We start from the raw sequence: 24,195 nt of genomic DNA, 5'->3' as shown, positions 1-24,195 counted from the left end.
ATAAAATGAAACCCTGAAATACTAAATTTCAGGGTTTTTCGTTTTAAAGCAATATGTTATTTTATGCGAATTCTTTTACTTACAATTAGCTTCTTTTTATTTTCTTGCCAAAATAATAAAACCCAAAAGTTAACCGTTGGTATTCAACCTTATGGTGATTTTCTAAAAGATAAAACAGATACCATTGCCAAAACTATTGCAGATTTTTATCAGATTAAAACTGTTATTCTTCCAATGAAATTGCCTTATAAAGAAGCGTTTGTCACTTTAAAATCGCCAAGATATCGTGCAGATAAGCTGATTGCTATTCAGAGAGAAAACAAACCAGATTCCTTGGATTATATTTTGGGTCTAACTTCAAAAGATATTTCGGTTACCAAAAAAGATGCTTCAGGGCAAACCAAAAAACCAACTTATAAATATGAAGATTGGGGCATCATGGGATTGGCGTATTGTCCAGGAAATAGTTGTATTGTTTCTACTTTTCGAATCCAACATCCTAATCCAAAAATACATTTTTCTCGATTAAAAAAAGTCACCGTTCATGAATTTGGACACAACTTAGGCTTACCTCATTGTCCAGACAAATCTTGTGTTATGACCGATGCTGTAGAAAGTGTAAAAACGATTGATAATGCTAAATTGGAGTTGTGTGAAAAGTGTAAAAAACGTTTGGATTAACTTTTTTTTAATGACTATATGACCTTAATTTAAACAAAACCTGCTCTTTCTAAAAAGAATTTTGTGTAATTTCTTTTCATTTTATGTTTTTCTTTTCGTAGAACTCTGAGAAACATTGTTGACCTATAGCTCCACCAATGTATTCCAATACTATATTGTCTTTATAAAAAATATTTGTGCATCCATCATTATACTCTTCAATTTTTCCTTCATTTAAATTTTCCTCGAATACTAAATAACTGAACATTCCCATTCCGCTTCTTTGCCAACCTATAACCACAGGTTCATAACTACCAATTGAGATGCAGTTTGCTTTGTCAAGTTTTTCTTTTAATGTTTTTAATTCTTTATTTGTCCAATTTAATTGGGTCAATATAGAATCTACTTTGGGTGATTCAATTTTTAAATTCCAATTACTTTGATAAATACTATCTGTCTTAATATGGAAAACCGCTATTTCTTTGTTGTTGTTGAATTCTATTGTAACATGTGCACCTTCTGGAAGTATTGATTTGAAGTATTTTTCAGCATCTACAATATCATCTTTCCTTTTTTCATAATTTTCAATAAGGTCTTTTTTACTATATGATGGTTCTGAAAAAATCCCGTCAAAAGCAACATGCAAGAAAAGGTATAACCCACTTAAAATAGTTAATAATAATCCGAATAAAATTAAAAACCCTTTTAAAGCTCTATTCATTCAGTAGTTGTTTAAAGTTGTAAATTTGTAAGATAAAATAGAAATGGTGTTTGAGTAATTAAAAAAACGCCATCATTTAATACTTCCCACTCAATAATTCCCCACCAATAGCTGATTTCGCTTCGATTCCCAATTTCTTCATCATTTCATACGTCGTACAAACTGCTGCTGATGTTACTGGAATTCCACATTCCGCCTGAATTAAATCGATAGCTTCTAAAGAAGGCATTTGCACACAAGCCGAAACTACTAAAACATCAACATCAGTTAAATCCAATTGTTTGTAGATTTCTAATAAATTCATTGGGTTTTGAGCAGCCACTTCCAAATTATCTGGAATTTCCAAAGCAATACTTTCTTTTACTTTTACGCCTTGATGTTCAATATAATCTACCACCATATCCGTTAATGGACGCATATAAGGTGTAATAATCGAAATTTGTTTCGCACCCAAAACTTTCAATCCATTAATCAAAGCACCAGCTGAAGTTACAATAGGAGTAGGGAAGTCATTCGCCACCGTTTCTTGGTGTAAATTAACTTCCGAAACGCAATGATACCCGCGTCCCATACTCATAATGGCTACTAAACATGCATAACCCATAACGTCAACATGAGCATCTGAAAGTTCTTGTGCACATTTTAAACTCATCGCATCCATAGCTTCCAATTCTTCTTTGGTCACTTTTTTCATGCGCATTCTACTGCTGTGAAACGTAAAACGTTCTGGTAAAATGGTTTCACGCGAGCGGAAGATTGCTGGTATTTCGGTTTCCATCGTTACGTTGGATGATGGAACTATTTGGCCTATTCTGTATTTCATTTGTAGTGTTTCTTGTAATTATATTTCCCTAACAGTATTCACGATTGTACCAATTCCTTCCACAGTTGCCTCAACAACATCGCCATCATGCAACCATTCTTGCGGTTCTCTTCCGGCGCCTACACCTGCTGGAGTTCCTGTTGCGATGATGTCTCCTGCTTCTAAAGTGAAAACGGTACTTAAATCTTCAATTAAATCGTTTATATTGAATAACATGAATTGCGTGTTTGAATTTTGCTTTTCAACGCCGTTTACTTTTAATGACAAATTCAAGTTGTGTGGGTTTTCGATTTCGTCTTTTGTAACGATAACTGGTCCCATTGGAGCAAAAGTATCTTGTCCTTTTGAAACAATCCATTGTCCTTCACGACGACAATCACGAGCAGAAATATCGTTAATTACAGTGTATCCAAACACGTAATCTAATGCTTCAGATTTAGGCACATATTTTCCTTTCTTTGAAATGATTACAGCTAATTCACATTCCCAATCCAATTGAGAAGTCAACTTTGTGTTTTTAATGATTTCTGTATTCGTTGCTGTAACAGATGTTGGTGGTTTTGAAAATATAATCGGTTTGGTTGGCAATTTTCCTGTGGTGTCTAAAGTACGAGCGCTTTCTGCAACATGTTCTGTGTAATTCAAACCAATTCCAATGATGTTTTTTCTTGGTTTTTCGATAGGAGCCAAAATCGTTACTTCGCTAATTTCATAAGCGATTTCTTCGAAGAAATTTTCTGGAGTTTCATCAATCATTTCTGTAATTTCAGCAATGATTTCAAATCCCATATCAATTAATTCCAACATATCATTAGGTAATGGGAAATTGGATATCTCTCCAAAATCCTGCATATCGATTACTTGGTTTTTATGAATGAATCCTAAACGAGGCTCGGTGTCTTGTGTTTTGTAAGTAAGTAATTTCATATTCTGCCGCTAAGACGCAAAGGCGCCAAGTTTTTTGTTATTATTGATTTTTGAACTTGATATTGTTATTGAACTTGATATTGTTATTGAACTTGTTGATGTCCGTTATTTTCTGTAAATTCTCTTCCTTGAAATAAACCTAAACCTTCAATTACAGGTAAATCATTAAAATTGAATAAGCAAGCATCTTCAGTTTCGGATAGGTTGTGATGTTCGTGCCAAGCCCAACTCGGTACACAGAAAATATCTCGTTCTTTCCAATCAAAACGTTTTCCGTTGATAATAGTGTAACCTTTTCCTTTTGCACATTGGTAAACGAAAGAACCCGTGTGTTTGTGTGCTTTTCCTTTGAATCCAGCTGGTAATAATTGCATCGCTGCTCCCATAGTTTGCATAACGTGTCCGCCAGTTAACGGATTCGAATATTGCATAAAAGTGCCATCAAATGGATTGACTTCATTTACTTTTTGCGCTTCTAATAATGCCGGATACACATTTTTCCAAGAATATTTGAATAATGGTGAATACGGTTTATCCCAAGTTTTATCAGCAGGAATTAAGCCAGCACAGCCATACGTAATAGGCGAGAAGTTTAATGGTTTTACCAATTCTTGTTTTCCATCATAAACTGCGTAATCATTGGCTTCTAAAGCATTCACTAACGGAATATCCAAACCGTCTTGCCAAATACACGTTTTTCCGCCTTCTTCAACACCATGCTCGTGCCAAGTAGAATTTGGTGTAATCACAAAATCATTGACTTCCAACATGATTTTATTTCCATCTACAATGGTATATCCTTTTTCGCCTTCCATAATAAAACGTAGGGCAGAAGCACGATGACGATGTGCCGAAGTGAATTCGCCTGGTCGAGTTACCTGAATTCCTGTATACAACCAACCCACAGCGGCAGCCACTTCTTTACGTTTTTCGTTGATAAGATAAACCACGCGTCTTCCGGCTTCCTCAGGCGTTACCAATTCTGATGATTTAAGCACTAATTCGCGTAAATCATCGTATTTCCAGAGCATTGGAACAGAAGTAGATCGTGGTTCCCAAGGCTCGATATCATTGGCGACTGTCCATAAAGCACCAGCTCCTAATGATTCTAGTTTTTTATAATAGGCTTTTAGTTCTTCAGAATCTTGAACTCGAGCTCTTCCGTATTGGTCGTCTGAATAGTTATTTGTTTCCATAGTCTTAATACTTAATTCATTTATCTTAATACTATTTTTTATTAAACTCCTCGTGATTATCAATAAACGTAATTTTTCGAGTAGGAGCGGTGTTTACACGCAAATCGAAAATATCAAATCTATTGTAATGACCTAAAATATCGTGCATTTGTTTGGGTTGGATGCATTTTGCTAAATCAATTTCGGCATAAACCATTCCTTCTTCATCGATTAGTGGTTGCCCAATAACAGCGCCATTTGGACCAATAAATCCAGAGAAAGCCGAACTTTTTCTATCCAATAATTCATCAACATTTGGAACATCAGCACGTAAAGCATCTTTTATTTCTTGCGAAACTGTTGAACACGAAACAATCGTAAACAATTTTCCTTCAAACGAATGCGCAGCCGCACGAATTTTAATCGCTTCCGCCATATCGTAATCTGGTGGTGCTACTGGAAGTGAAATGTAATTGGCAATATGAATCAATTCGCCTTGAGAAAGTAGGGTGAAACGTGCTAATGTATTCGTGTTTTCGCCACAAGCTAATGTTCCGATTGGACCAATTTCTGTATTGTAGACTTTTAATGAAGAACCATCTCCTGAAGACCACGTTAGTTTTTCGGCCCATGTTGGGACTAATTTTCTGTGTTTTCCAACGATAACGCCTTTATTGTCGATGATTAAATTGGTATTGTAAATTTCGCCATAGCTTTTGCCTCGTTCATTTATTCCCATCACAATATGAATATCATTGTCTTTAGCAGCTAAGCAAAGTTTCTTGATTTCTGGACCTGTTACGTCAACCGAATTTTTATATAATTCTTCATACCATTTACTACCTTGAACCGGAGTCATAATCCAATTCCAATACGGATATCCAGCGATAAAAACCTCCGGAAAAGCGATTAATTTTGCTCCGTTATTGCTGGCTTCTTTAATAAAAGAAATGGCTTTGTCTACTGTTTTTTCTACATTAAGAAATACAGGTGACGTTTGAACGGTAGCGGCTTTGAATTTTTTGAATTCCATTTTTATATGTTGTTACACAAAGTTTCACTAAGTTAACACAGAGTTTCACTAAGTTTTTTTATGAATTTAAATATATTTTGATTTTCTCTTTCATTTCATCACTAAAAGGTTCGGCTTTAATACCGTTTCTTTCTGGACTGAAAGCTACGTTTACCAATGTCACTTCTCCTTCTAAAGCGGTGTTTTCTGATTCATTTACAAACTGAAAACCGCAAAGTATGGATGAGTTTTTTAATTCTTTTACCCAAAGTTTTTTAGTTAAGATTTCGCCTAATCTTGCAGCATTTTTAAATTGAATTTTTAAATCTACCGTTGGAATCCCATTGGTTTCGTGCATTTTTGAAAAAGGTCGATCTAAGGCTTCTTCAAACCAATCTTCTACTAAACAATTTAGCATTTCTAAAAATCGGGGATAGAAGACAATTCCAGCATAATCAACATGTTGGAAGCGTACTTTTTCTTGTTTTGTGAATTGACTCATTATATATGTCTTGATACTTAATACTAAAATCTTGATACTTATTTCAACTTAAACCGCTGTATTTTTCCAGTCTCCGTTTTCGGTAAACATTCTACGAAATTAATCACTCTTGGATATTTATATGGAGCTGCTACTTCTTTGAACCAGTGCTGAATACTTAGTTTCATTTCATCTGATGCTTTAGTTGTATCATGTAACACAATATGCGCACAGACTAACATTCCTCGTTCAGAATCTGGTAAACCTACTACGGCACATTCCAAAATAGCTTCGTGGGTTAAAAGTACGGATTCTACTTCAATTGCTGCAATATTATAGCCAGAAGAAATAATCATATCATCGCCACGCGCCACAAAATAAAAATAACCTTCTTCATCTTGACGAAAAATATCGCCTGTTATGTTCCAACCGTTTTCTACGTATTCTCTTTGTTTTTCTTCTCTGTTCAGGTATTTGCAACCTGTAATTCCTCGAACGGCTAATCTTCCAGCTTCATTTCTTGGTAATTCGTTGCCTTGTTTATCTATGATTTTAGCTTCGTAACCGGTGATGGCTTTACCTGTAGCGCCTGGTTTTATGTTTTCTTCATTGGAAGAAATAAAGATATGCAACATTTCCGTAGCACCAATTCCGTCAATGATTTTTAAACCTGTGACATCGTACCAATCTTGCCAGACTTTCAATGGTAAAGTTTCGCCAGCAGAAACGCATTTTCTCAAACTTGAAATATTGTAATCTTGAACTTTAGTAGTGATAATTCGCCAAGCGGTTGGTGCGGTAAAACAAATCGTAATTTTAAAATCTTGAATTGCTTGTAGTAACAAATCCGGGCTAGGTTTTTCTATTAAAAATGTTGAAGCACCAAAATACATTGGAAACAAAACCAATCCACCTAAACCAAAAGTAAATCCTAATGGCGGACTTCCTGTAAAAATATCATTTGGAGTTGGTTGGAGTGAATATTGTGGAAACGCTTCACAAATATTTAAAATATCTCTGTGGTAATGCGCAGTCATTTTAGGTAAACCCGTTGTTCCAGAAGTAAATCCAATTAAAGCAACCGAATCCGATTTTGAATGATAATTGTCGAATGTTTTGGTTTTAGAAGCCATTAATTCTTCCAATTGTGAATTGCCATAAAAACAGGTTTGTTTAAGAAAATCTGATTTTACTAGGTGCATTTCTTCTTCCAAATCCTTATCACACAACACATGCGAAATTTCAGCACAATCGATAATAGTTGTTAATTCTTTAGAACGAAGCAATGGCATGGTCGCTACTACAATTCCGCCCGCTTTTAAAATAGCAAACCAACAAGCGACCATCATGGGATTGTTAGCCGAACGAATCAAAACACGATTGCCTGATTTCAATCCTAAATCATCCACCAAAACATGCGCAATTTGATTCGCTTTTTCAAATAAATCTTGATACGTCCAAGTTTCTTCAAATGTTCGAATGCAACTATTATTTCCACGACCTTCTCGAATGTGATTGTCTAATAATCTATCTACACAATTCAGCATTTCTGGCTGTTGGAACTGCGGTAAATCCAAAAAGGTATATTCTGGTTGTAATTCTAGATCTGGTAAGCTATTGTGAGCAAAATTATCTTCGTAATGTTTCATAATTCCTAATTACTTCTTATTACTTTTAGGTTTTAATGCCTTTTTCATACTTTCCACTTGTTTTCTTTCCGAAGCTTTTAGCGGATATAAATGTGAAATACCCATTTTGTATGGATTTGGAATGTCATTCGCTTGAAATTGTTCGTAAGCTTGTGTGTTTCTCACGAAATTAGCATCCAACAATAATGGTCTACCTAATGCAACTAAATCAGCTCTTCCGTTTAAAAGAATCGTATTGATTTGGTCGATATCTTGAATATAGCCAGCAGTTATAGTTGGAATATGAACCGTATTTCGGACAACATCTGAGAAAGGCGTTTGCCACATTCTACCCGTTAGTGGTTTTTGACCTGAGACTGTATTTCCTGTTGAAACATTGATAATATCTGCTCCAGCGTTTTTGAAAGCAGTTGCAATAGTAATCACTTCTTGTTCTGAAATTCCGTTTTCTGCCCAATCGGTTGCTGAAATTCGTACTGAGGTTGGTTTTTCAATTGGAAATACTTCACGAATTGCTTTGAATACTTCTAATGGATATTTTAAACGGTTTTCGATGTTACCACCAAATTCATCCTTACGAATATTGGTTAATGGCGATAAGAAAGAAGCCAATAAAAAGCCGTGATGCGCTTGCAATTCAATCATATCAAATCCAGCTTCGTCTGCGTTTTTTGTCGCTTGAACGAATTGTGCTTTGATTTCCGCCATATCTTCCAAAGTCATTTCTTTTGGAGTAGCAAAATTTTCGTTGAACGGAATAGGAGAGGCAGAAATTAAATTCCAAGGTGTTTTCATTGGTCCGTTGCCTTCCCAAGGTTTTTTGGTAGCGCCTTTTCTTCCTGAATGCCCTAATTGAATTCCTATTTTACTTGAAGTATTATTATGAATAAAATCGGTAATTTTTTTCCATTGGTTTACTTGTTCTGCATTGTAAATTCCCGCACAACCTTCTGTAATTCTTCCAGTTTCAGAAATGGCGGTCATTTCGGTAATAATTAACCCAACACCACCAGTAGCTCTACTTCCGTAATGGACTAAATGCCAGTCGGAAACTAAGCCATCTACAGCGGAATATTGTCCCATTGGCGCCATAACGATGCGGTTTGGGAGTTCTAAATCTCTAATTTTAAATGGAGTGAAAGCTGCAGAGTTGGAAGTTGGGAGTTGGGAGTTGGAAGTTTCCAAAAATTCTTCTAAAACTTTATCAGTAAACGAACTATCTCTCAAACGTAAATTCTCATACGTTACTTTTTTAGAACGTGTCATACATCCAAATGCAAATTGTTGGAACGGATGTTGCATGTGACGATCCATATTTTCGAACCAATCTAAAGAAACGATTGCGGCATATTGAATCATTTCTACCGTATTTCTTCTGGATTTATCGTATTGTTCAAAAGCAGCTTGCACGTTATTTGGATTCGCAATTACGGCATCTGATAATCCGATAGCGCAATCCATTGCTAATTTTGTTCCTGAACCAATAGAGTAGTGGGCTGTAGCTTTCGCATCGCCTAATAAAACAATATTGTTATGATACCAATTTTCATTCGTTACATGCGGAAATTGACGCCAATGTGATTTGTTTGAGATTAGCGGATGACCATCTAATTCTTCTTTGAAGATTTCTGCGATTTTGGTCATGGTATCTTCTTCGTTGGTCACTTCAAAACCATGTTTTTGCCAAGTTTCATCGCTACATTCAAAAATCCAGGTGCTCATGCCTTCTTCATATTGATAGGAGTGAGCAACTATAGTTCCGTGAGGTGTACTTCTGAAAAAATAAGTGAAAGCATCAAGGGGTTTTGTGGAACCTAACCAGACGAATCGGTTTTTCTTTAATTCGATTTTGGTTCCAAATTCTTTTTGGTATTGGGTACGAATAGCACTTGCAATTCCATCAGCTGCTAAAATAATATCGGAATCTGAGAATTGCGATAAATCATCAACATTTTGTTCGAAGTGAAGATTTACGCCTTCTTCGATACAACGTTGTTGTAATAATTGTAAAAGTGTTTTTCTAGAACAACCACAAAAGCCATTTCCTGCAATACTAACTTCTTCACCATCACGAGCTACTATAATATCATCCCAATAGGCAAATTTGCTACGAATTAATTCATACGATTGCATGTCGCGTTTTAGGAATTCACCTAAGGTTTCGTCTGAAAAAACGACGCCAAAACCAAAACTATCGTCGGGTTTATTACGTTCGTAAATATCGATTTGGCAATGAGGCATTGCTTTTTTGGTTAATATCGAAAAGTAAAGTCCTCCTGGACCACCACCTATAACTGTTATTTTCATATGTATTAGCACGCGGATAAAACAGATTTGCTTTGGAAAAACGCGAATTTCCGCAGATTTTATTTATTAATTTTATTGTCTCATGAAATCAAAAGCGCCTTTACGCAAATTGATTCCGTATTCTAAATAAGCTTTTAAGCAAGCTAAGAAATTAGACCATCCAAAAGAATTTCCGGCAAGCCATTTTAAACCTGCTTCGCTATTTTCCATGCTTTTTTCGGAAATAGAAACTAAGGTTGAATTATTTTCTTTCTCTGAAAGAGTGATTTCTACCAACAATTCAAATCCATCATTATCCCAATAAAAAGAAACGTACTTGTTATTTTCTACTTTTCCCACTTTAACTGGACATTCAATATCAAATTCGGGGAATTTCCAAATGAGGTTTTTTCCTTCTTCCATTATTCCTGTGCTGGTTGCAATGAAATAATTGGACATTTTTTTGGGATTTACTATAGCATCAAAAACTTCATGAATTGGTTTCTGAATTTGCATAGCACAATTTATTTCTAATCTATCAGAATTCATTTTAGCCTCTTTTTATGGAGAAAATTTCTCCTAATTTACTGTAATTTGAACCTGCTAAACGTGCTACAGGTTTGTATTTATCTAAGTTAATTCTATGATTTTCCATTAGAATAGAATCATCAATGTGTATGGTAATTATTTTACCAATGATAATGCAAGCACCACCATTTTGATGATTTTCGATAAAATAATGATGTACCATTTCGCATTCAAAATGAACTAAACTTTCTTTAACTCGTTTTGGTCTGATGTAAATAGCATCAATAGGAGTAACACCAGCTAATTTGAATTCATCAATATCAGCGGCAACGCTTTGAGAAGTGGCATTCATTTTTTCTACAACTTCTTCTGTCACTAAATTGACAACGAATTGTTTATTTTCGAGTATATTATTTAAAGTGTCCTTATTTTTATTTCCTGTTCGAACCGTTGAAAACATCACATGTGGCGGATCTTCGCTCACTACATTAAAAAAGGAAAAAGGAGCTAGGTTGTTGATTCCGTTGTTGTCAATTGTTGAAATCCAGCCAATTGGTCTGGGAATTACTGTTCCAGTTAATAATTTGTATAAAGTTGACGAATCTGTATTGTGTATATTAAATTGCATTTCTGAATATAAACTAGGATGTATTGGGTTTGCTAATTTAATGAAATTTCCATAAAAATAAAGTTTTTGCAATATTTTCAATCTAAAATTATGGATAGTAAAAAAATCAATAGAAATTATTATGATATTGTTTTTTGTATATATTGCAAAATTAGTATATTTATGCAAAAATTATATATATGGAAATTTTAGCTTGTCCGAAGTGTCAAAGTGATACAATTGTTAAAAGCGGAATTATCAAAGACAGACAGCGCTATTTGTGCAAATCATGTAATTATTACTTCACGGTCAATAAATTAGGAAAAAAGATTGATGACTATTATGTTACCAAAGCCTTACAATTGTATTTAGAAGGTCTAAGTTATCGTGAAATAGAGCGAATTATTGGTGTTTCTCACGTTTCTATAAGTAATTGGGTAAAAGAATTTAAAATTAAAAAACCACCACATCCTAATTATCATCCTACTTATAAGATTTTCAAGCATGCTGAATTGGTTGAATTCCTTCAGAATAAAGATCAATTATCGGGAGCTGGTATGATTATTACAGAGCTTGGGGATAAGTTTATGTTGATAAAATGGGAACGTTTTAAAGATTAACTATAGTATTTAACAAATATATATATCATAATTTTTTTCGTAGCTAGAATTTTAGAATTTGGCAGTGTTCTAACCAAACACTAACTAAATTCTAATTATGAAAAAAATAACATTAATTCTTTTCCTAATTGCCGCAAATCTAACTTTTGCACAGGAAGAGACAAAAACTGAAGATCCCTATAAAATTTCATTATATGGATTTTCTAGAGTCGATTATATTTGGGATTCCAGACAATCCGCTCAAGTTAGAGAGTATAACTTAAACCTATGGCCACTTGATGAAAAATTAGATGCTAATGGAAATGATATTAATAATGCTGGAGCCAACAACTTTCTTTCATTAGTTACAAGAGTAGGAGTTAAATTTTCTGGTCCTGATGTTTGGGGCGCTAAAATTTTTGGTGTTATTGAAGGGGATTTCTTTGGAAATACTGAACAATCGGTAGCTTTGTTTAGAATGCGTCATGCTTATGCCAAATTGGCTTGGGAAAAAACAGCTATTACTATGGGACAAACTTGGTATCCACAATTTATTCCAGAAGTTTTTCCTGGTGTGGCTAACTTTAGTACAGGAATTCCTTTTAATCCTTTTGGTTGGGCTTCTCAATTTCGTTTAGACCAAAAATTAAATACCAACTTTACTTTTACATTTATTACTTATAAAGATAGAGAATTTGGTGCGGTTCCTGCCGATAATATTCAAAATTCTGCCAATTACAGAAGTGTTATTCCAAATTTACATGGAAAAGTAGAATTCAGAAATAAAAGCATCATTGCTGGAGCTGGATATGAATTCCGTCAAATTAAACCTCTTTTAGAATCCAATGGTTTAAAATCGGAAGAAACGCTTCAAACCACTTCTGTTTTAGCGTATTTTAAATACAATCATGATAAATTTCATATCAAAGCTTATGCAATTTCAGGTGAAAATTTAACAAATTTTGTAATGCTTGGAGGTTATGCAACTGTTGATAATGGTGTTGATCCAGTAAGTTATGTTGGTACTAAAACAAATTCTGTTTGGTTTGATATTGCAAGTAATAATGCTAAAACAGCACCAGGTTTCTTTTTTGGATATACCAATCAAGAAGGAACTGATGCAAATTCAGGGATTACAAATGTTTATGCTCGCGGACTTAGCATGACTAGAGGTGTAAAAGACATGTGGCGAGCATCAGCAAGAGTAGATTTCAAACAAAATAAATTTAAACTAACTCCAGAGTTAGAATATACCGCTGCAACTCATGGCGACGCACAAAACGATTTATCTATTTCTGGAAATGAAAATAAAGTTGGGAATTTTAGAGCCAATATTGTAATGGTTTATTCCTTTTAATATCACTAACCTTTAAACAAATTAATAATGAGTAGTCAAGAAAAAGCAACCGCTTATTGGAAGGAAAACTTACGTTACCTTTTAATCTTATTGAGCATATGGTTTTTAAGTTCTTATGGAGCTGGAATCTTATTCGCTGAACAATTAAACGCATTCAAAATTGGTGGATTTCCACTAGGATTTTGGTTTGCGCAACAAGGATCAATTTACGTTTTTGTCATCTTAATTTTTGTCTATGTTCGTTTGATGAACAAATTGGATAAAAAATACGGTTTCGACGAATAATTACTAACACTATTAAAAATTAAAAATCATGGATGTACAAACTTGGACGTATATAATTGTTGGTATTACTTTCGCAATTTACATTGGAATTGCTATTTGGTCAAGAGCCGGTTCAACAAAAGAGTTTTATGTAGCTGGTGGTGGTGTTTCTCCATTAGCAAACGGAATGGCAACTGCTGCCGATTGGATGTCAGCCGCATCTTTTATATCAATGGCTGGAATTATTTCCTTTATGGGATTTGATGGTGGTGTTTATTTAATGGGTTGGACTGGCGGTTATGTGCTTTTAGCCTTATTACTTGCGCCATACTTGAGAAAATTTGGAAAATTTACTGTGCCCGATTTCATTGGAGATAGATATTATTCAAAAACAGCTCGTTCTGTGGCCGTATTCTGTGCCTTAATTGTTTCTTTTACTTATGTAGCTGGACAAATGCGTGGTGTGGGTGTTGTTTTTTCTAGATTTTTAGAAGTTGACATCAATACTGGTGTTGTAATTGGAATGGTAATCGTTTTATTTTATGCTGTTTTAGGTGGAATGAAAGGAATTACTTATACGCAAGTAGCACAATACTGTGTTTTGATTTTTGCTTTTATGGTTCCTGCAATTTTTATTTCTATCCAAATGACGGGAAATCCAATTCCACAATTAGGAATGGGTGGCACTTTAGCTGATGGTTCTGGAACGTATCTTTTAGATAAATTGAACGGACTTCAAGCGGAATTAGGTTTCAACGAATACACAAGTGGTTCAAAATCTATGATTGATGTTTTTGCAATTACACTAGCTTTAATGGTTGGAACTGCTGGATTACCTCACGTTATTGTTCGTTTCTTTACCGTGAAAAAAGTTAAAGATGCAAGAAAATCAGCTGGTTATGCTTTACTTTTAATTGCTATTTTATATACAACTGCTCCAGCTGTAGCTGTTTTTGCTAAAACCAACTTAATTGAAACGGTTAGCGAAAAAGAACACAAAGAAATGCCAGAATGGTTTTCTAAATGGGAAAAAACAGGTTTATTAAAATTTGAAGACAAAAATGCAGACGGAAAAATCCAATATGTAGCTGATAAAGAAAAAAATGAGTTAACTATTGACAACGATATTATGGTATTAGCCAATCCTGAAATTGCTAAATTACCAAATTGGGTTGTAGCTTTACTTGCAGCTGGGGCATTAGCAGCAGCTCTTTCTACAGCAGCTGGATTATTATTAGTAATTTCATCTTCTGTTTCTCACGATTTAATCAAGAAAATGATTAAACCAGATATTTCTGAAAAAGGTGAACTTTGGGCAGCTAGAGGTGCGGCAGCAGTAGCTGTTGTAATTGCAGGATATTTTGGAATTAATCCTCCAGGATTTGTAGCTGCGGTTGTAGCATTAGCCTTTGGTTTAGCAGCTGCTTCGTTCTTCCCAGCTATTATTCTTGGAATTTTTTATAAGAAAATGAACAAAGAAGGCGCCGTTGCCGGAATGGTAGTAGGTATGGCATTAATGATATTCTACATGTTGAAATTCAAATTCGGAGTTTTTGATGGAGGTAAAGAAGTTGTTGATAGCTTAAAGCCTGATTGGTGGTTTGGAATTTCACCAGAAGGTTTTGGTACAATTGCTATGATTGTAAACTTTATTGTGGCTTTAGTAGTAAATAGATTTACGCCAGAACCACCACAAGATGTTCAAGAAATAGTGGAAAACATCAGAATTCCGTCAGGAGCTGGTGAAGCAACTGGACATTAATAAATTAGTTTAATTGGTTGTAAAATAATCTCTGTATTTTTATGCAGGGATTATTTTTATTTACAGATAAATTGTATTTTTAAAAATTGAAACCAAGAAAATGAAGAAAAGACATCAACAAAAATTAATTGTATTGACTTTTGTGCTGTTGCTAGCGCTCAACTTACCCATTTTATTACTTTTTGATTCGATTCAAGAAATCTTTGGGTTGCCAGCCATTTACATTTATATATTTTCCATTTGGTCAATTTCAATTTTTACTTCATTATTAATCGTAAGTCGTTATTATGAGTAGTTTTGCGTTAATCTTGATATTGTTGGTTTACCTAGGAATTCTTTTTCTCATTGCACATTGGGCAGAAAAAAAGGAAAATATCAAGTGGGCAAACAATTCGTATGTCTACACTTTTTCATTAGCGGTTTATTGTACAGCTTGGACGTATTATGGAAGTATTGGTGTTGCTGCCAATTCGGGATTAAACTATTTGCCTATTTACATTGGTCCAATAATAATTATTCCGGCATGGATTATTATTATGCGAAAAATCATCCGAATTTCTAGAGTCAATAACGTTTCTAGTATTGCTGATTTTATTTCGCTTCGTTACGGAAATAGTAGATTTTTAGGCGCAATTGTCACCGTAGTTTGTTTGACTGCCATTTTACCTTACATTGCCTTACAAATGAAAGCCATTTCTGAAACTTTTCATATTGTGACCAAAACACAAGCCAATTCTTTAATTCTTTTTGATACCACAACTTATGTTGCCATTGCTTTGGCACTTTTTGCATCCTATTACGGAACAAGATACGTTGATGCTTCCGAAAAAAGAAAAGGCGTAATCACAGCCGTTGCTCTAGAAAGTATTTTGAAATTATTCTTCTTTATTCTAGTTGGAATTTACGTGACGTTTTTCGTTTTTGATGGTTTCGAAGATATTTACAATCAAGCCGTTACTTTAGAAAATTTCAAAGAAAAAAATACCATTGGCGGACTAGAACAAGCTATCAATTGGTTCTTTTTGTGTGTGATTGCTATGTTTGCCATTTTTCTTTTACCGCGCCAATTTCATGTTTCCATTGTAGAAAATAACCGCGAGCGACACTTGAAAACAGCGATTTGGTTGTTTCCTTTGTATTTGTTGTTGTTCAATTTGTTTGTTTTTCCAATTGCTTGGGGCGGCAATGTTTTATTCCAAGGCGAAAATGTAAACGCCGATACCTATTCGCTTTTGATTCCTCAGTTTTTTGAGAATACCACCATGACTGTTTTAGTGTTTTTGGGCGGATTTTCAGCAGCCATTTCCATGATTGTAATTTCAAGTATTGGATTGTCTACTATGTTGAGTAACAACTTGTTAATTCCATATACTTTTCTTGGGAAATTAATCAGTGAAAATCAGGTTTCTAATAATAAAACCATTGTAAACATTAGAAAAATTGGTATTTTTTCACTGATTATTATTGCCTATTTAATCTATCGTTTTTTTGCATTAGATTATAGTTTGGTTTCCATCGGATTGATTTCGTTTGTAATTATTGCCCAATTAGCGCCGTCGTTTTTTGGTTCGTTATTTTGGCGAAGAGGTTCGCGTTTAGGCGCCATTTGGGGAATTATCATTGGTTTTTCTATTTGTTTATTTTCCTTATTAATTCCGTATGCAATTGGAATCACTTCAACTTCGAGTAGTTTTATTACCAATGGTTTATTCGAAATAGCATTACTAAAACCTTTTTCCTTGTTTGGATTGGATTATTTAGCGCCTGTCCAACATGCCTTTTTCTGGAGTATGCTAGGAAACACTTTGACTTATTTTGCTGTTTCTGTTAGTTTTAAAGGCAATTACAGAGAAAGAAATTACGCCGAAATGTATGTCGATATCGACAAATACAGCAACAATCACGAAAATGCTTTCGTTTGGAAAGGAACAGCGTACACTAGCGATATTGAAAAAGTTTTAGTAAAATTTTTAGGCGAAGAACGCACCAAACGCGCCATGAATATTTTTAATGTAAAATACAATGTTGCCAAAGATCAAGAGTTAGCCGATGCTCGATTAGTGAAATTTGCAGAAAACTTATTGACCGGTCATATTGGAACGGCTTCGGCTAGAATTCTGATTTCGAGTGTGGTAAAAGAAGAAAAAATCACATTACCCGAAGTGTTAAAAATTTTGGAAGAATCCAAAGAAAACATCACCATCAATAAAAAATTGACAGAAACTTCGAACCAACTCCAAAAAATCACTTCCGAATTACAAAAAGCAAATGAAACTTTGGTACGAAAAGACGTTCAAAAAGACGAATTTTTAGATACGGTAACACATGAACTTCGAACGCCTATTACCGCTATTCGTGCGGCGAGTGAAATTTTACACGATGATGACGAAATTCCAGAAGAGTTACGCAAACAGTTTTTGCAAAATATCATTTCAGAATCTGACAGATTGAATCGTTTGATTGATAAAATCTTGGATTTAGAGAAATTCGAAACGGGTAAACAAACACTTTATCCAAGTCAAAACAATTTAATTGCAACTATAGAAAATTCAATTGAACCGCTGCAACAGTTGATTAAAAACCGAAACATCAGCGTTTATGTAGAAAGTAAAGACACCGTTTTGGCTTATTTTGACAATGATAGAATTGTTCAAGTGGTTACCAATTTACTTTCCAATGCCATTAAATTTTGTCCCGAAACCGATGGTTTAATCACGATTCAAGTAAAAAAGAAAGATGATTTTATAGAAACTTCAGTTCAAGACAACGGAAAAGGTATCAATCCTAACGATTTTGACGTTATATTTGACAAATTTTATCAAGCATCCAATCAGAATTTCAAAAAACCGGTTGGTAGCGGATTAGGATTGGCCATTTGCAAACAAATTATTGAACATCACAAAGGTAAAATTTGGGTAGAACCAAGTGTAAAAGGCGCTTGCATTGTATTCACTTTACCGATAAAAAATATTGAAAATTAAAAGACCATGAAGAAGATTTTAATAGTAGACGACGAACCCAACATTGTAATGACGCTTGAATATACGTTCAAGAAAAGCAATTACGAAGTTTTCATAGCCCGCGACGGACAAGAAGCTTTAGATATTTTAAAAACCAATTTTCCTGATGTCATCATTTTAGATATCATGATGCCAATGGTTGACGGTTTTGCCACTTTAGAACAAATTAGGAAAGACGACAATTTGCAACACACCAAAGTCATGTTTTTATCCGCAAAAAACAAAGAAAGTGATATCGAAAAAGGATTAGCACTTGGCGCTGATGCCTACATGACAAAGCCATTTTCAATTAAGAAAGTGGTGGAAAAAGTGGAGGAGTTGTTGGGATAAATTATAAAATAGCAACTATGAGTAAAGTTTCAATCCTAGATAAAATTAATGATTTTACAATTAAAAGAAAATATTGCAAAATTTCTAGAATTGTCAATAAAGAAGAATTGAGTTCTAAAACAGGTTACATCGTTGATTTCTCCAATGATTTTGTTCTTTTTAAAGAAGTTGATGATTTTTTTATTAGAGGTTTTTTAGTTTTTCCAATTCATCAAGTTTCTAAAATTAGGAGAAATAAAAATGATGTTTTCTTCGATAAGATTTGTAAATTGGAAGGCATAAAAGATTCAATTAAAAAGCCAAATATTGAATTAAATAATTGGGAAAGCATATTTAATTCTATTCATAAATTAGGATTCAATGTAATTATTATAAATGAAATTTCTGATAAAGATACATTTGATATTGGTCCAATATTAAAAGTAACAAGCAATAAAGTTGTTATAAATTATTTTGATGCTACTGGTAAATTTGACGAAGATTTAACTGAAATTCAATATTCTGATATAACTCATATTGATTTTGACGATATTTATACCAATACGATTTCAAAGTATTTAAAAAATAAATAATCCAAATCAATAATTACCTATATCTATTTAGCAATAATATTTCATTTAGCATTATTTTATTTTCTACATTTACTAAAGAAAATAAATCACATAAATGAAATAATACAAATGAATTATTGCGATATTTATAATAAAAGTATAACTTCTTCTGAAGAATTCTGGAAAGATCAAGCCAATCAATTAGAATGGTACAACCAACCTTCCAACATTTTATCAACCGATACAAACGGTTATCCTTTATGGTTTGCTGATGGCCAACTTAACGCTTGCTACTTGTCAGTTGATAAACACATTCAAGATGGCTATGGCGAACAAGTAGCTATCATCTATGATTCACCCGTTACACAAACTGTTAAAAAGTATACATTTAACGAAGTTAAAACCGAAGTAGCCAAATTAGCGGGCGGTTTATTATCACTTGGTTTAGAAAAAGGCGATACTGCTGTTATCTATATGCCAATGATTCCTCAAGCTGCATTTGCTATGTTAGCTTGCGCTCGAATAGGAGTAACGCATTCCGTTGTTTTTGGAGGTTTTGCGCCACATGAATTAGCGATTCGAATTGATGATTGCGAACCCAAGGCGATTATTACGGCTTCATCAGGAATTGAAATCGATAGATTAATTGCTTACAAACCTTTGGTAGATGAAGCTATCGAATTAGCGAATCACAAACCTGAAAAAGTCGTGGTTTTCAATAGAAAATTAGGAGCCAGAGTTCCCTTTAAAAAATACGATGTCGATTATGAGGCGTTGGTTTACGGTTCAGAAGAAACGCCTTGTATTCCTGTAAATGCTACACATCCTTTATACATTTTATACACTTCCGGAACAACAGGAAAACCAAAAGGAATCGTCAGAGATACAGGTGGTTATACAACCGCACTTAAATTTTCAATGCAACATATTTACGATGCAAAAGAAGGCGATGTTTTTTGGGCAGCTTCCGATGTGGGTTGGGTTGTAGGGCATAGTTACATCGTTTATGGACCTTTAATCAATAGAAATACTACTGTTTTATTCGAAGGAAAACCAATTCGAACTCCTGATGCAAGTACGTTTTGGCGTGTTATTGCTGAGCATAAAATAAATGTCATGTTTACTGCACCAACAGCCATTCGTGCTATTAAAAAAGAAGATCCAAACGGTGAGTTCATCAAACAATACGATTTAAGTAGCTTACGTATTCAATTTTTAGCTGGCGAACGTTGCGATGTAGCAACTTTAGAGTGGTATCGCGAACATGTTCCAATTCCAGCTATCGACCATTGGTGGCAAACAGAATCGGGTTGGCCCATGATTGCAAATATGATGGGAGTAGAATATTTACCAATAAAACCAGGCTCAGCAGGAAAAGCAGTTACAGGTTACGACATTCGAATTTTTGGAGAAAACGGACAAGAATTAGGTCCAAATGAAGAAGGTTACGTGGTAATCAAATTGCCATTGCCTCCGGGAACTTTATTAGATTTATGGAAAGATAACGAACGTTTTAAAGCGGGATATTTGAATAAATTTCCAGGTTATTATTTTTCAGGAGATGGCGGATTTAAAGATGAAGACGACTATATTTTCATAACGGGACGAGTAGATGATGTCATCAATGTAGCAGGTCACCGACTTTCAACAGCGGAAATGGAAGAGATTGTAGCTTCACATCATTCAGTTGCGGAATGTGCTGTTATTGGTATTAATGACGAATTGAAAGGACAAATTCCATTAGCATTGGTTGTTGCCAAATCTGGCGATACCGTTGAAAAATTTCAATTGCAACATGAAGTAGTGCAATTGGTTCGTGAGAAAATTGGTGCTGTTGCTGCTTTACGTGATGTAGTGGTAGTGCAACGCCTTCCAAAAACACGCTCTGGAAAAATCTTAAGAAAAATGATGCGAAGTATTGCTGATGGAGAAAACTTTCAAGTTCCTTCAACCATTGATGATGAAGCCATTATTGATGAAATCAGAGAAGTTTTGGAAGAAGCTAAAATTGGAAGTTTTAAATAGGATGTTCTGATTTTCATATATTCTAATTTTTTAACCACTAAGAACACAAAGAAAGCACAAAGTTCACTAAGTTTTTTTGTTTCATGTTTCAAGTTTAAAATTGATTTTTGAACTTGAGCTTGTTCTTGAAAACCTAGCTATATCTATTTAGCAAGAAATTACAGAAATGTAAAAATAGAATAGTTATCTTTACATTATCAATTAAAAATCAACTAAAAAAATGAGTTATTATAAAATACACGATTTAGAAAACTATTTTAAAATGTATAAGAAATCGGTACGCGAACCTAGAAAATTTTGGGATCGTATTGCTGATGAAAACTTCACTTGGTATCAAAAATGGGACAAAGTGTTCGAATTTGATATGGAAGAAGCACAATTTAAATGGTTTTTAAATGCCAAAGTAAACATTACTAAAAACTGTATCGACAGACATTTAGCTAAACGCGGTGATAAAACGGCTATTATTTTTGAACCCAATAATCCAGATGAGGAAGCACAGCATATTTCGTATAATGAATTGTATGTTCGTGTAGCAAAAATGGCTAATGTTTTACAAGAACAAGGTATCAAAAAAGGCGATAGAGTTTGTATTTATTTACCAATGATTCCTGAATTAGCGGTTGCTGTTTTGGCTTGTGCTAGAATTGGCGCCATACATTCTGTAGTTTTCGCCGGATTTTCATCTTCGGCAGTTACTGCAAGAATTAATGATTCGGAATGTAAAATGGTAATTACTTCAGATGGCGGTTATCGTGGCAATAAAACTATCGACTTGAAAGGAATTATTGATGAAGCCTTAGAAAAATCACCTTGTGTGGAGAAAGTTTTGGTTGTAAAACGCACCAATGAAACTATAAACATGAAAGAAGGTCGCGATTTATGGTTACAACCGTTGTTAGATACGGCTTTAGGAAATCATATAGCCACCATTATGGATGCGGAAGATCCTTTGTTTATTTTATATACATCAGGTTCAACAGGAAAACCAAAAGGAATGTTGCATACTACAGCAGGTTACATGGTTTATACTGCATACACTTTCAAGAATGTTTTCAATTACGAAGAAAATGATGTGTATTGGTGTACCGCTGATATCGGTTGGATTACTGGTCATTCTTATATTTTATACGGACCACTTTTAAATGGTGCTACAACAGTAATTTTCGAAGGTGTTCCATCGTATCCTGATTTTAGCCGTTTTTGGGAAGTAATTGAAAAACATAAAGTGAGTCAATTTTATACGGCACCAACAGCTATTCGTGCTTTGGCAAAAGAAAGCATTGATTATGTGCAAAGATTTCAATTGGATACATTAAAAGTAATCGGTTCTGTGGGTGAACCAATCAACGAAGAAGCTTGGCATTGGTATAACGATCATGTAGGAGGAAAGCGTTGTCCGTTAGTGGATACTTGGTGGCAAACCGAAACGGGTGGTATTATGATTTCGCCAATTCCATTTGTAACACCAACAAAACCAACCTATGCTTCCTTACCATTACCAGGAATTCAGCCTGTTTTAATGGATGAATTACGCAATGAAATAGAAGGCAATCAAGTGACTGGAAGTTTGTGTATTAAATTTCCATGGCCGTCTATGGCTAGAACCATTTGGGGTGATCACCAACGTTATAAAGAAACCTATTTTTCAGCTTATCCAGGGAAATATTTCACTGGTGATGGCGCTTTGCGCGATGAAGTTGGGTATTACAGAATTACGGGTAGAGTAGATGATGTAATTATTGTTTCTGGACATAATTTAGGAACTGCACCAATTGAAGATACAATCAACGAACATCCAGCGGTTGCAGAAAGTGCAATTGTAGGTTTTCCACACGATATCAAAGGAAATGCGCTTTACGGTTTTATTATCTTGAAAGAAACAGGCGAAGGACGTGATAGAACTAACTTAGCCAAAGAAATTAATCAATTGATTTCTGATCAAATTGGTCCAATTGCGAAACTAGATAAGATTCAATTTGTTAGTGGTTTACCAAAAACCCGCTCGGGTAAAATCATGCGTAGAATTTTAAGAAAGATAGCAGAAGGTGACTTCTCAAACTTTGGCGATATTTCTACCTTATTGAACCCAGAAATTGTAGAAGAAATCAAAAACGCAAAATTGTAAAACAGGTTTTGTTTCATTATTTGGAAAAACTGCTTCATTATTGGAGCAGTTTTTTGCTTTATAACTATTGGTAACAATTTCTTAATCTTAGTGAATTTTTAAAAAGTGGTAAAAATTACTATTTTTATAGCATGGAAGAACAAGCAAGCTTAAAAGACATCGCTAAATTATTCTTGAAGCTAGGAATTATTGGTTTTGGCGGTCCAGCAGCTCACATTGCCATGATGCAAGATGAAGTAGTAACCAAAAGAAAGTGGCTATCCGAAACACATTTCTTGGATTTATTAGGCGCAACCAATTTAATTCCAGGTCCAAATAGCACCGAAATGGCGATTCATATTGGTCATGAAAAAGGAGGTTGGAAAGGCCTTTTAATTGCTGGATTGTGTTTTATTTTACCAGCCGTTTTTATCACTGGAATTTTCGCTTATTTTTATGCTGAATACGGCCAACTTCCTTCAGTTCAACCTTTTATTTATGGAATTAAACCGGCGATTATTGCGATTATTTTAGCGGCGATTTATCCGTTAGCCATTCGTTCTACGAAAACAAATGTGTTGCGAATTCTTGGGATTTTAGTGCTTATTGGTTCAATTTTATCTTTTAATGAAATTTTTCTGTTGTTTGGTGCTGGATTTTTCATGTTGGGTTATCAATACTTCCAAAAAAATAAAAATCAAGGTTTTTCAATTGTTCCAATGGCCTTTTTTAGCATTTCAACTGCTGCTATTTCGAATGATTTGAATACTAGATTATTTCTGATTTTCTTGAAAATTGGCGCTATTTTATACGGAAGTGGATATGTTTTATTTGCTTTTCTTGACGCGGAATTAGTAACTACAGGATTATTAACTCGCCAACAATTAATCGATGCAATTGCAGTAGGACAATTCACGCCTGGACCCGTTTTTTCTGCAGTAACATTTATTGGGTATCAAATTAACGGTATTTCTGGAGCTGTTTATGGTACATTGGGAATTTTTCTTCCGTCATTCTTGTTTGTGGCTTTGTTGAATCCATTGGTGAAAATCATGCGGAAATCGGATATTTTCGGTTCGTTTTTGGATGGTGTAAATGTGGCTGCTGTTGCCATTATTTTAGCTATTTGCTATGTTTTAGGTAAAGAAACGATTACCGATTGGAAAACAATTTTTATCGCCATCATCAGTTTGGTTTTTACTTTCGGATTTAAAAAAGTAAATAGTGCTATTGTAGTTTTGGGTGGTTCACTTTTAGGTTATATTTTGAACTTGATTTAATTTTTGGAACGACTTTTGAAAAGCTATAAAA

General features: G+C 34.3%; 22 protein-coding genes. 12 read left to right on the top strand and 10 right to left on the bottom strand.

The window, feature by feature from the left end; genetic code table 11:
* Positions 1–63 precede the first annotated feature (63 nt).
* Positions 64–681, top strand: a complete 618-nt coding sequence (locus tag DPN68_RS05985; RefSeq protein WP_113988744.1) for a matrixin family metalloprotease — start codon at positions 64–66, stop codon at positions 679–681.
* A 76-nt stretch (positions 682–757) separates the two neighbouring features.
* Here DPN68_RS05985 and DPN68_RS05980 read toward each other — a convergent pair whose 3' ends face one another.
* The 10 genes from DPN68_RS05980 to DPN68_RS05935 form a co-directional block, all read right to left on the bottom strand.
* Positions 758–1,381 carry a hypothetical protein gene (locus DPN68_RS05980; RefSeq protein WP_113988743.1) on the bottom strand — a complete coding sequence of 208 codons (624 nt, stop codon included), beginning with the start codon at positions 1,379–1,381 and terminating at the stop codon, positions 758–760.
* Between the two features lie 76 nt (positions 1,382–1,457).
* Positions 1,458–2,204: a maleate cis-trans isomerase family protein gene (locus tag DPN68_RS05975; RefSeq protein WP_317047766.1), complete on the bottom strand. Its 747-nt coding sequence runs from the start codon at positions 2,202–2,204 to the stop codon at positions 1,458–1,460.
* An 18-nt stretch (positions 2,205–2,222) separates the two neighbouring features.
* Positions 2,223–3,131: a fumarylacetoacetate hydrolase family protein gene (locus DPN68_RS05970; protein ID WP_113988742.1), complete on the bottom strand. Its 909-nt coding sequence runs from the start codon at positions 3,129–3,131 to the stop codon at positions 2,223–2,225.
* A gap of 83 nt (positions 3,132–3,214) precedes the next feature.
* Positions 3,215–4,327, bottom strand: a complete 1,113-nt coding sequence (locus DPN68_RS05965) for a cupin domain-containing protein (protein WP_113988741.1) — start codon at positions 4,325–4,327, stop codon at positions 3,215–3,217.
* Positions 4,328–4,358: 31 nt separating this feature from the next.
* Positions 4,359–5,339, bottom strand: a complete 981-nt coding sequence (locus DPN68_RS05960; protein WP_113988740.1) for a carbon-nitrogen hydrolase family protein — start codon at positions 5,337–5,339, stop codon at positions 4,359–4,361.
* Between the two features lie 58 nt (positions 5,340–5,397).
* Positions 5,398–5,820, bottom strand: coding sequence for an acyl-CoA thioesterase (locus tag DPN68_RS05955; RefSeq protein ID WP_113988739.1), 423 nt, complete (start codon positions 5,818–5,820; stop codon positions 5,398–5,400).
* 38 nt (positions 5,821–5,858) lie between these two features.
* Positions 5,859–7,448 (bottom strand): AMP-binding protein, encoded by a 1,590-nt coding sequence (locus DPN68_RS05950; protein ID WP_113988738.1) that lies wholly within the window; start codon positions 7,446–7,448, stop codon positions 5,859–5,861.
* Positions 7,449–7,457: 9 nt separating this feature from the next.
* On the bottom strand, positions 7,458–9,755 hold the full coding sequence (locus DPN68_RS05945; RefSeq protein ID WP_113988737.1) for an oxidoreductase: 2,298 nt from the start codon (positions 9,753–9,755) through the stop codon (positions 7,458–7,460).
* A gap of 72 nt (positions 9,756–9,827) precedes the next feature.
* The gene (locus tag DPN68_RS05940; RefSeq protein ID WP_113988736.1) at positions 9,828–10,283 is read right to left on the bottom strand and encodes an SRPBCC domain-containing protein; all 456 of its coding nucleotides are present in this window, start codon (positions 10,281–10,283) and stop codon (positions 9,828–9,830) included.
* 1 nt (position 10,284) lies between these two features.
* Positions 10,285–10,890 (bottom strand): flavin reductase family protein, encoded by a 606-nt coding sequence (locus DPN68_RS05935; protein WP_133256571.1) that lies wholly within the window; start codon positions 10,888–10,890, stop codon positions 10,285–10,287.
* Between the two features lie 179 nt (positions 10,891–11,069).
* Here DPN68_RS05935 and DPN68_RS05930 point away from each other — a divergent pair, with 179 nt between their 5' ends.
* From DPN68_RS05930 to chrA, 11 genes are all read left to right on the top strand, one after another.
* Positions 11,070–11,489: a transposase-like zinc-binding domain-containing protein gene (locus DPN68_RS05930; RefSeq protein WP_113988734.1), complete on the top strand. Its 420-nt coding sequence runs from the start codon at positions 11,070–11,072 to the stop codon at positions 11,487–11,489.
* 97 nt (positions 11,490–11,586) lie between these two features.
* On the top strand, positions 11,587–12,825 hold the full coding sequence (locus tag DPN68_RS05925) for a hypothetical protein (RefSeq protein ID WP_113988733.1): 1,239 nt from the start codon (positions 11,587–11,589) through the stop codon (positions 12,823–12,825).
* A gap of 27 nt (positions 12,826–12,852) precedes the next feature.
* Positions 12,853–13,110, top strand: coding sequence for a DUF4212 domain-containing protein (locus DPN68_RS05920; protein WP_193477835.1), 258 nt, complete (start codon positions 12,853–12,855; stop codon positions 13,108–13,110).
* A 28-nt stretch (positions 13,111–13,138) separates the two neighbouring features.
* The gene (locus tag DPN68_RS05915) at positions 13,139–14,851 is read left to right on the top strand and encodes a sodium:solute symporter family protein (RefSeq protein ID WP_113988731.1); all 1,713 of its coding nucleotides are present in this window, start codon (positions 13,139–13,141) and stop codon (positions 14,849–14,851) included.
* A gap of 100 nt (positions 14,852–14,951) precedes the next feature.
* Positions 14,952–15,146, top strand: a complete 195-nt coding sequence (locus DPN68_RS05910; protein ID WP_113988730.1) for a hypothetical protein — start codon at positions 14,952–14,954, stop codon at positions 15,144–15,146.
* Positions 15,139–17,832 carry an ATP-binding protein gene (locus DPN68_RS05905; protein WP_113988729.1) on the top strand — a complete coding sequence of 898 codons (2,694 nt, stop codon included), beginning with the start codon at positions 15,139–15,141 and terminating at the stop codon, positions 17,830–17,832. The genes DPN68_RS05910 and DPN68_RS05905 overlap by 8 nt, the downstream gene beginning before the upstream one ends.
* A gap of 6 nt (positions 17,833–17,838) precedes the next feature.
* A complete protein-coding gene (locus DPN68_RS05900; RefSeq protein ID WP_113988728.1) occupies positions 17,839–18,201 on the top strand; it encodes a response regulator transcription factor in 363 nt (120 codons plus the stop codon).
* 17 nt (positions 18,202–18,218) lie between these two features.
* Positions 18,219–18,773: a hypothetical protein gene (locus DPN68_RS05895; protein ID WP_113988727.1), complete on the top strand. Its 555-nt coding sequence runs from the start codon at positions 18,219–18,221 to the stop codon at positions 18,771–18,773.
* 90 nt (positions 18,774–18,863) lie between these two features.
* Positions 18,864–20,777, top strand: a complete 1,914-nt coding sequence (locus tag DPN68_RS05890; RefSeq protein WP_262510104.1) for an acetate--CoA ligase — start codon at positions 18,864–18,866, stop codon at positions 20,775–20,777.
* 220 nt (positions 20,778–20,997) lie between these two features.
* Positions 20,998–22,905, top strand: a complete 1,908-nt coding sequence (gene acs / locus DPN68_RS05885; protein ID WP_113988725.1) for an acetate--CoA ligase — start codon at positions 20,998–21,000, stop codon at positions 22,903–22,905.
* Between the two features lie 131 nt (positions 22,906–23,036).
* Positions 23,037–24,164 (top strand): chromate efflux transporter, encoded by a 1,128-nt coding sequence (gene chrA, locus DPN68_RS05880; RefSeq protein WP_113988724.1) that lies wholly within the window; start codon positions 23,037–23,039, stop codon positions 24,162–24,164.
* Positions 24,165–24,195: the final 31 nt, after the last annotated feature.

Source organism: Flavobacterium tibetense (assembly GCF_003293845.1).
In the GTDB taxonomy this organism is placed as follows: Bacteria; Bacteroidota; Bacteroidia; order Flavobacteriales; family Flavobacteriaceae; genus Flavobacterium; species Flavobacterium tibetense.
This window is presented reverse-complemented; position numbering and strand designations above follow the sequence as displayed.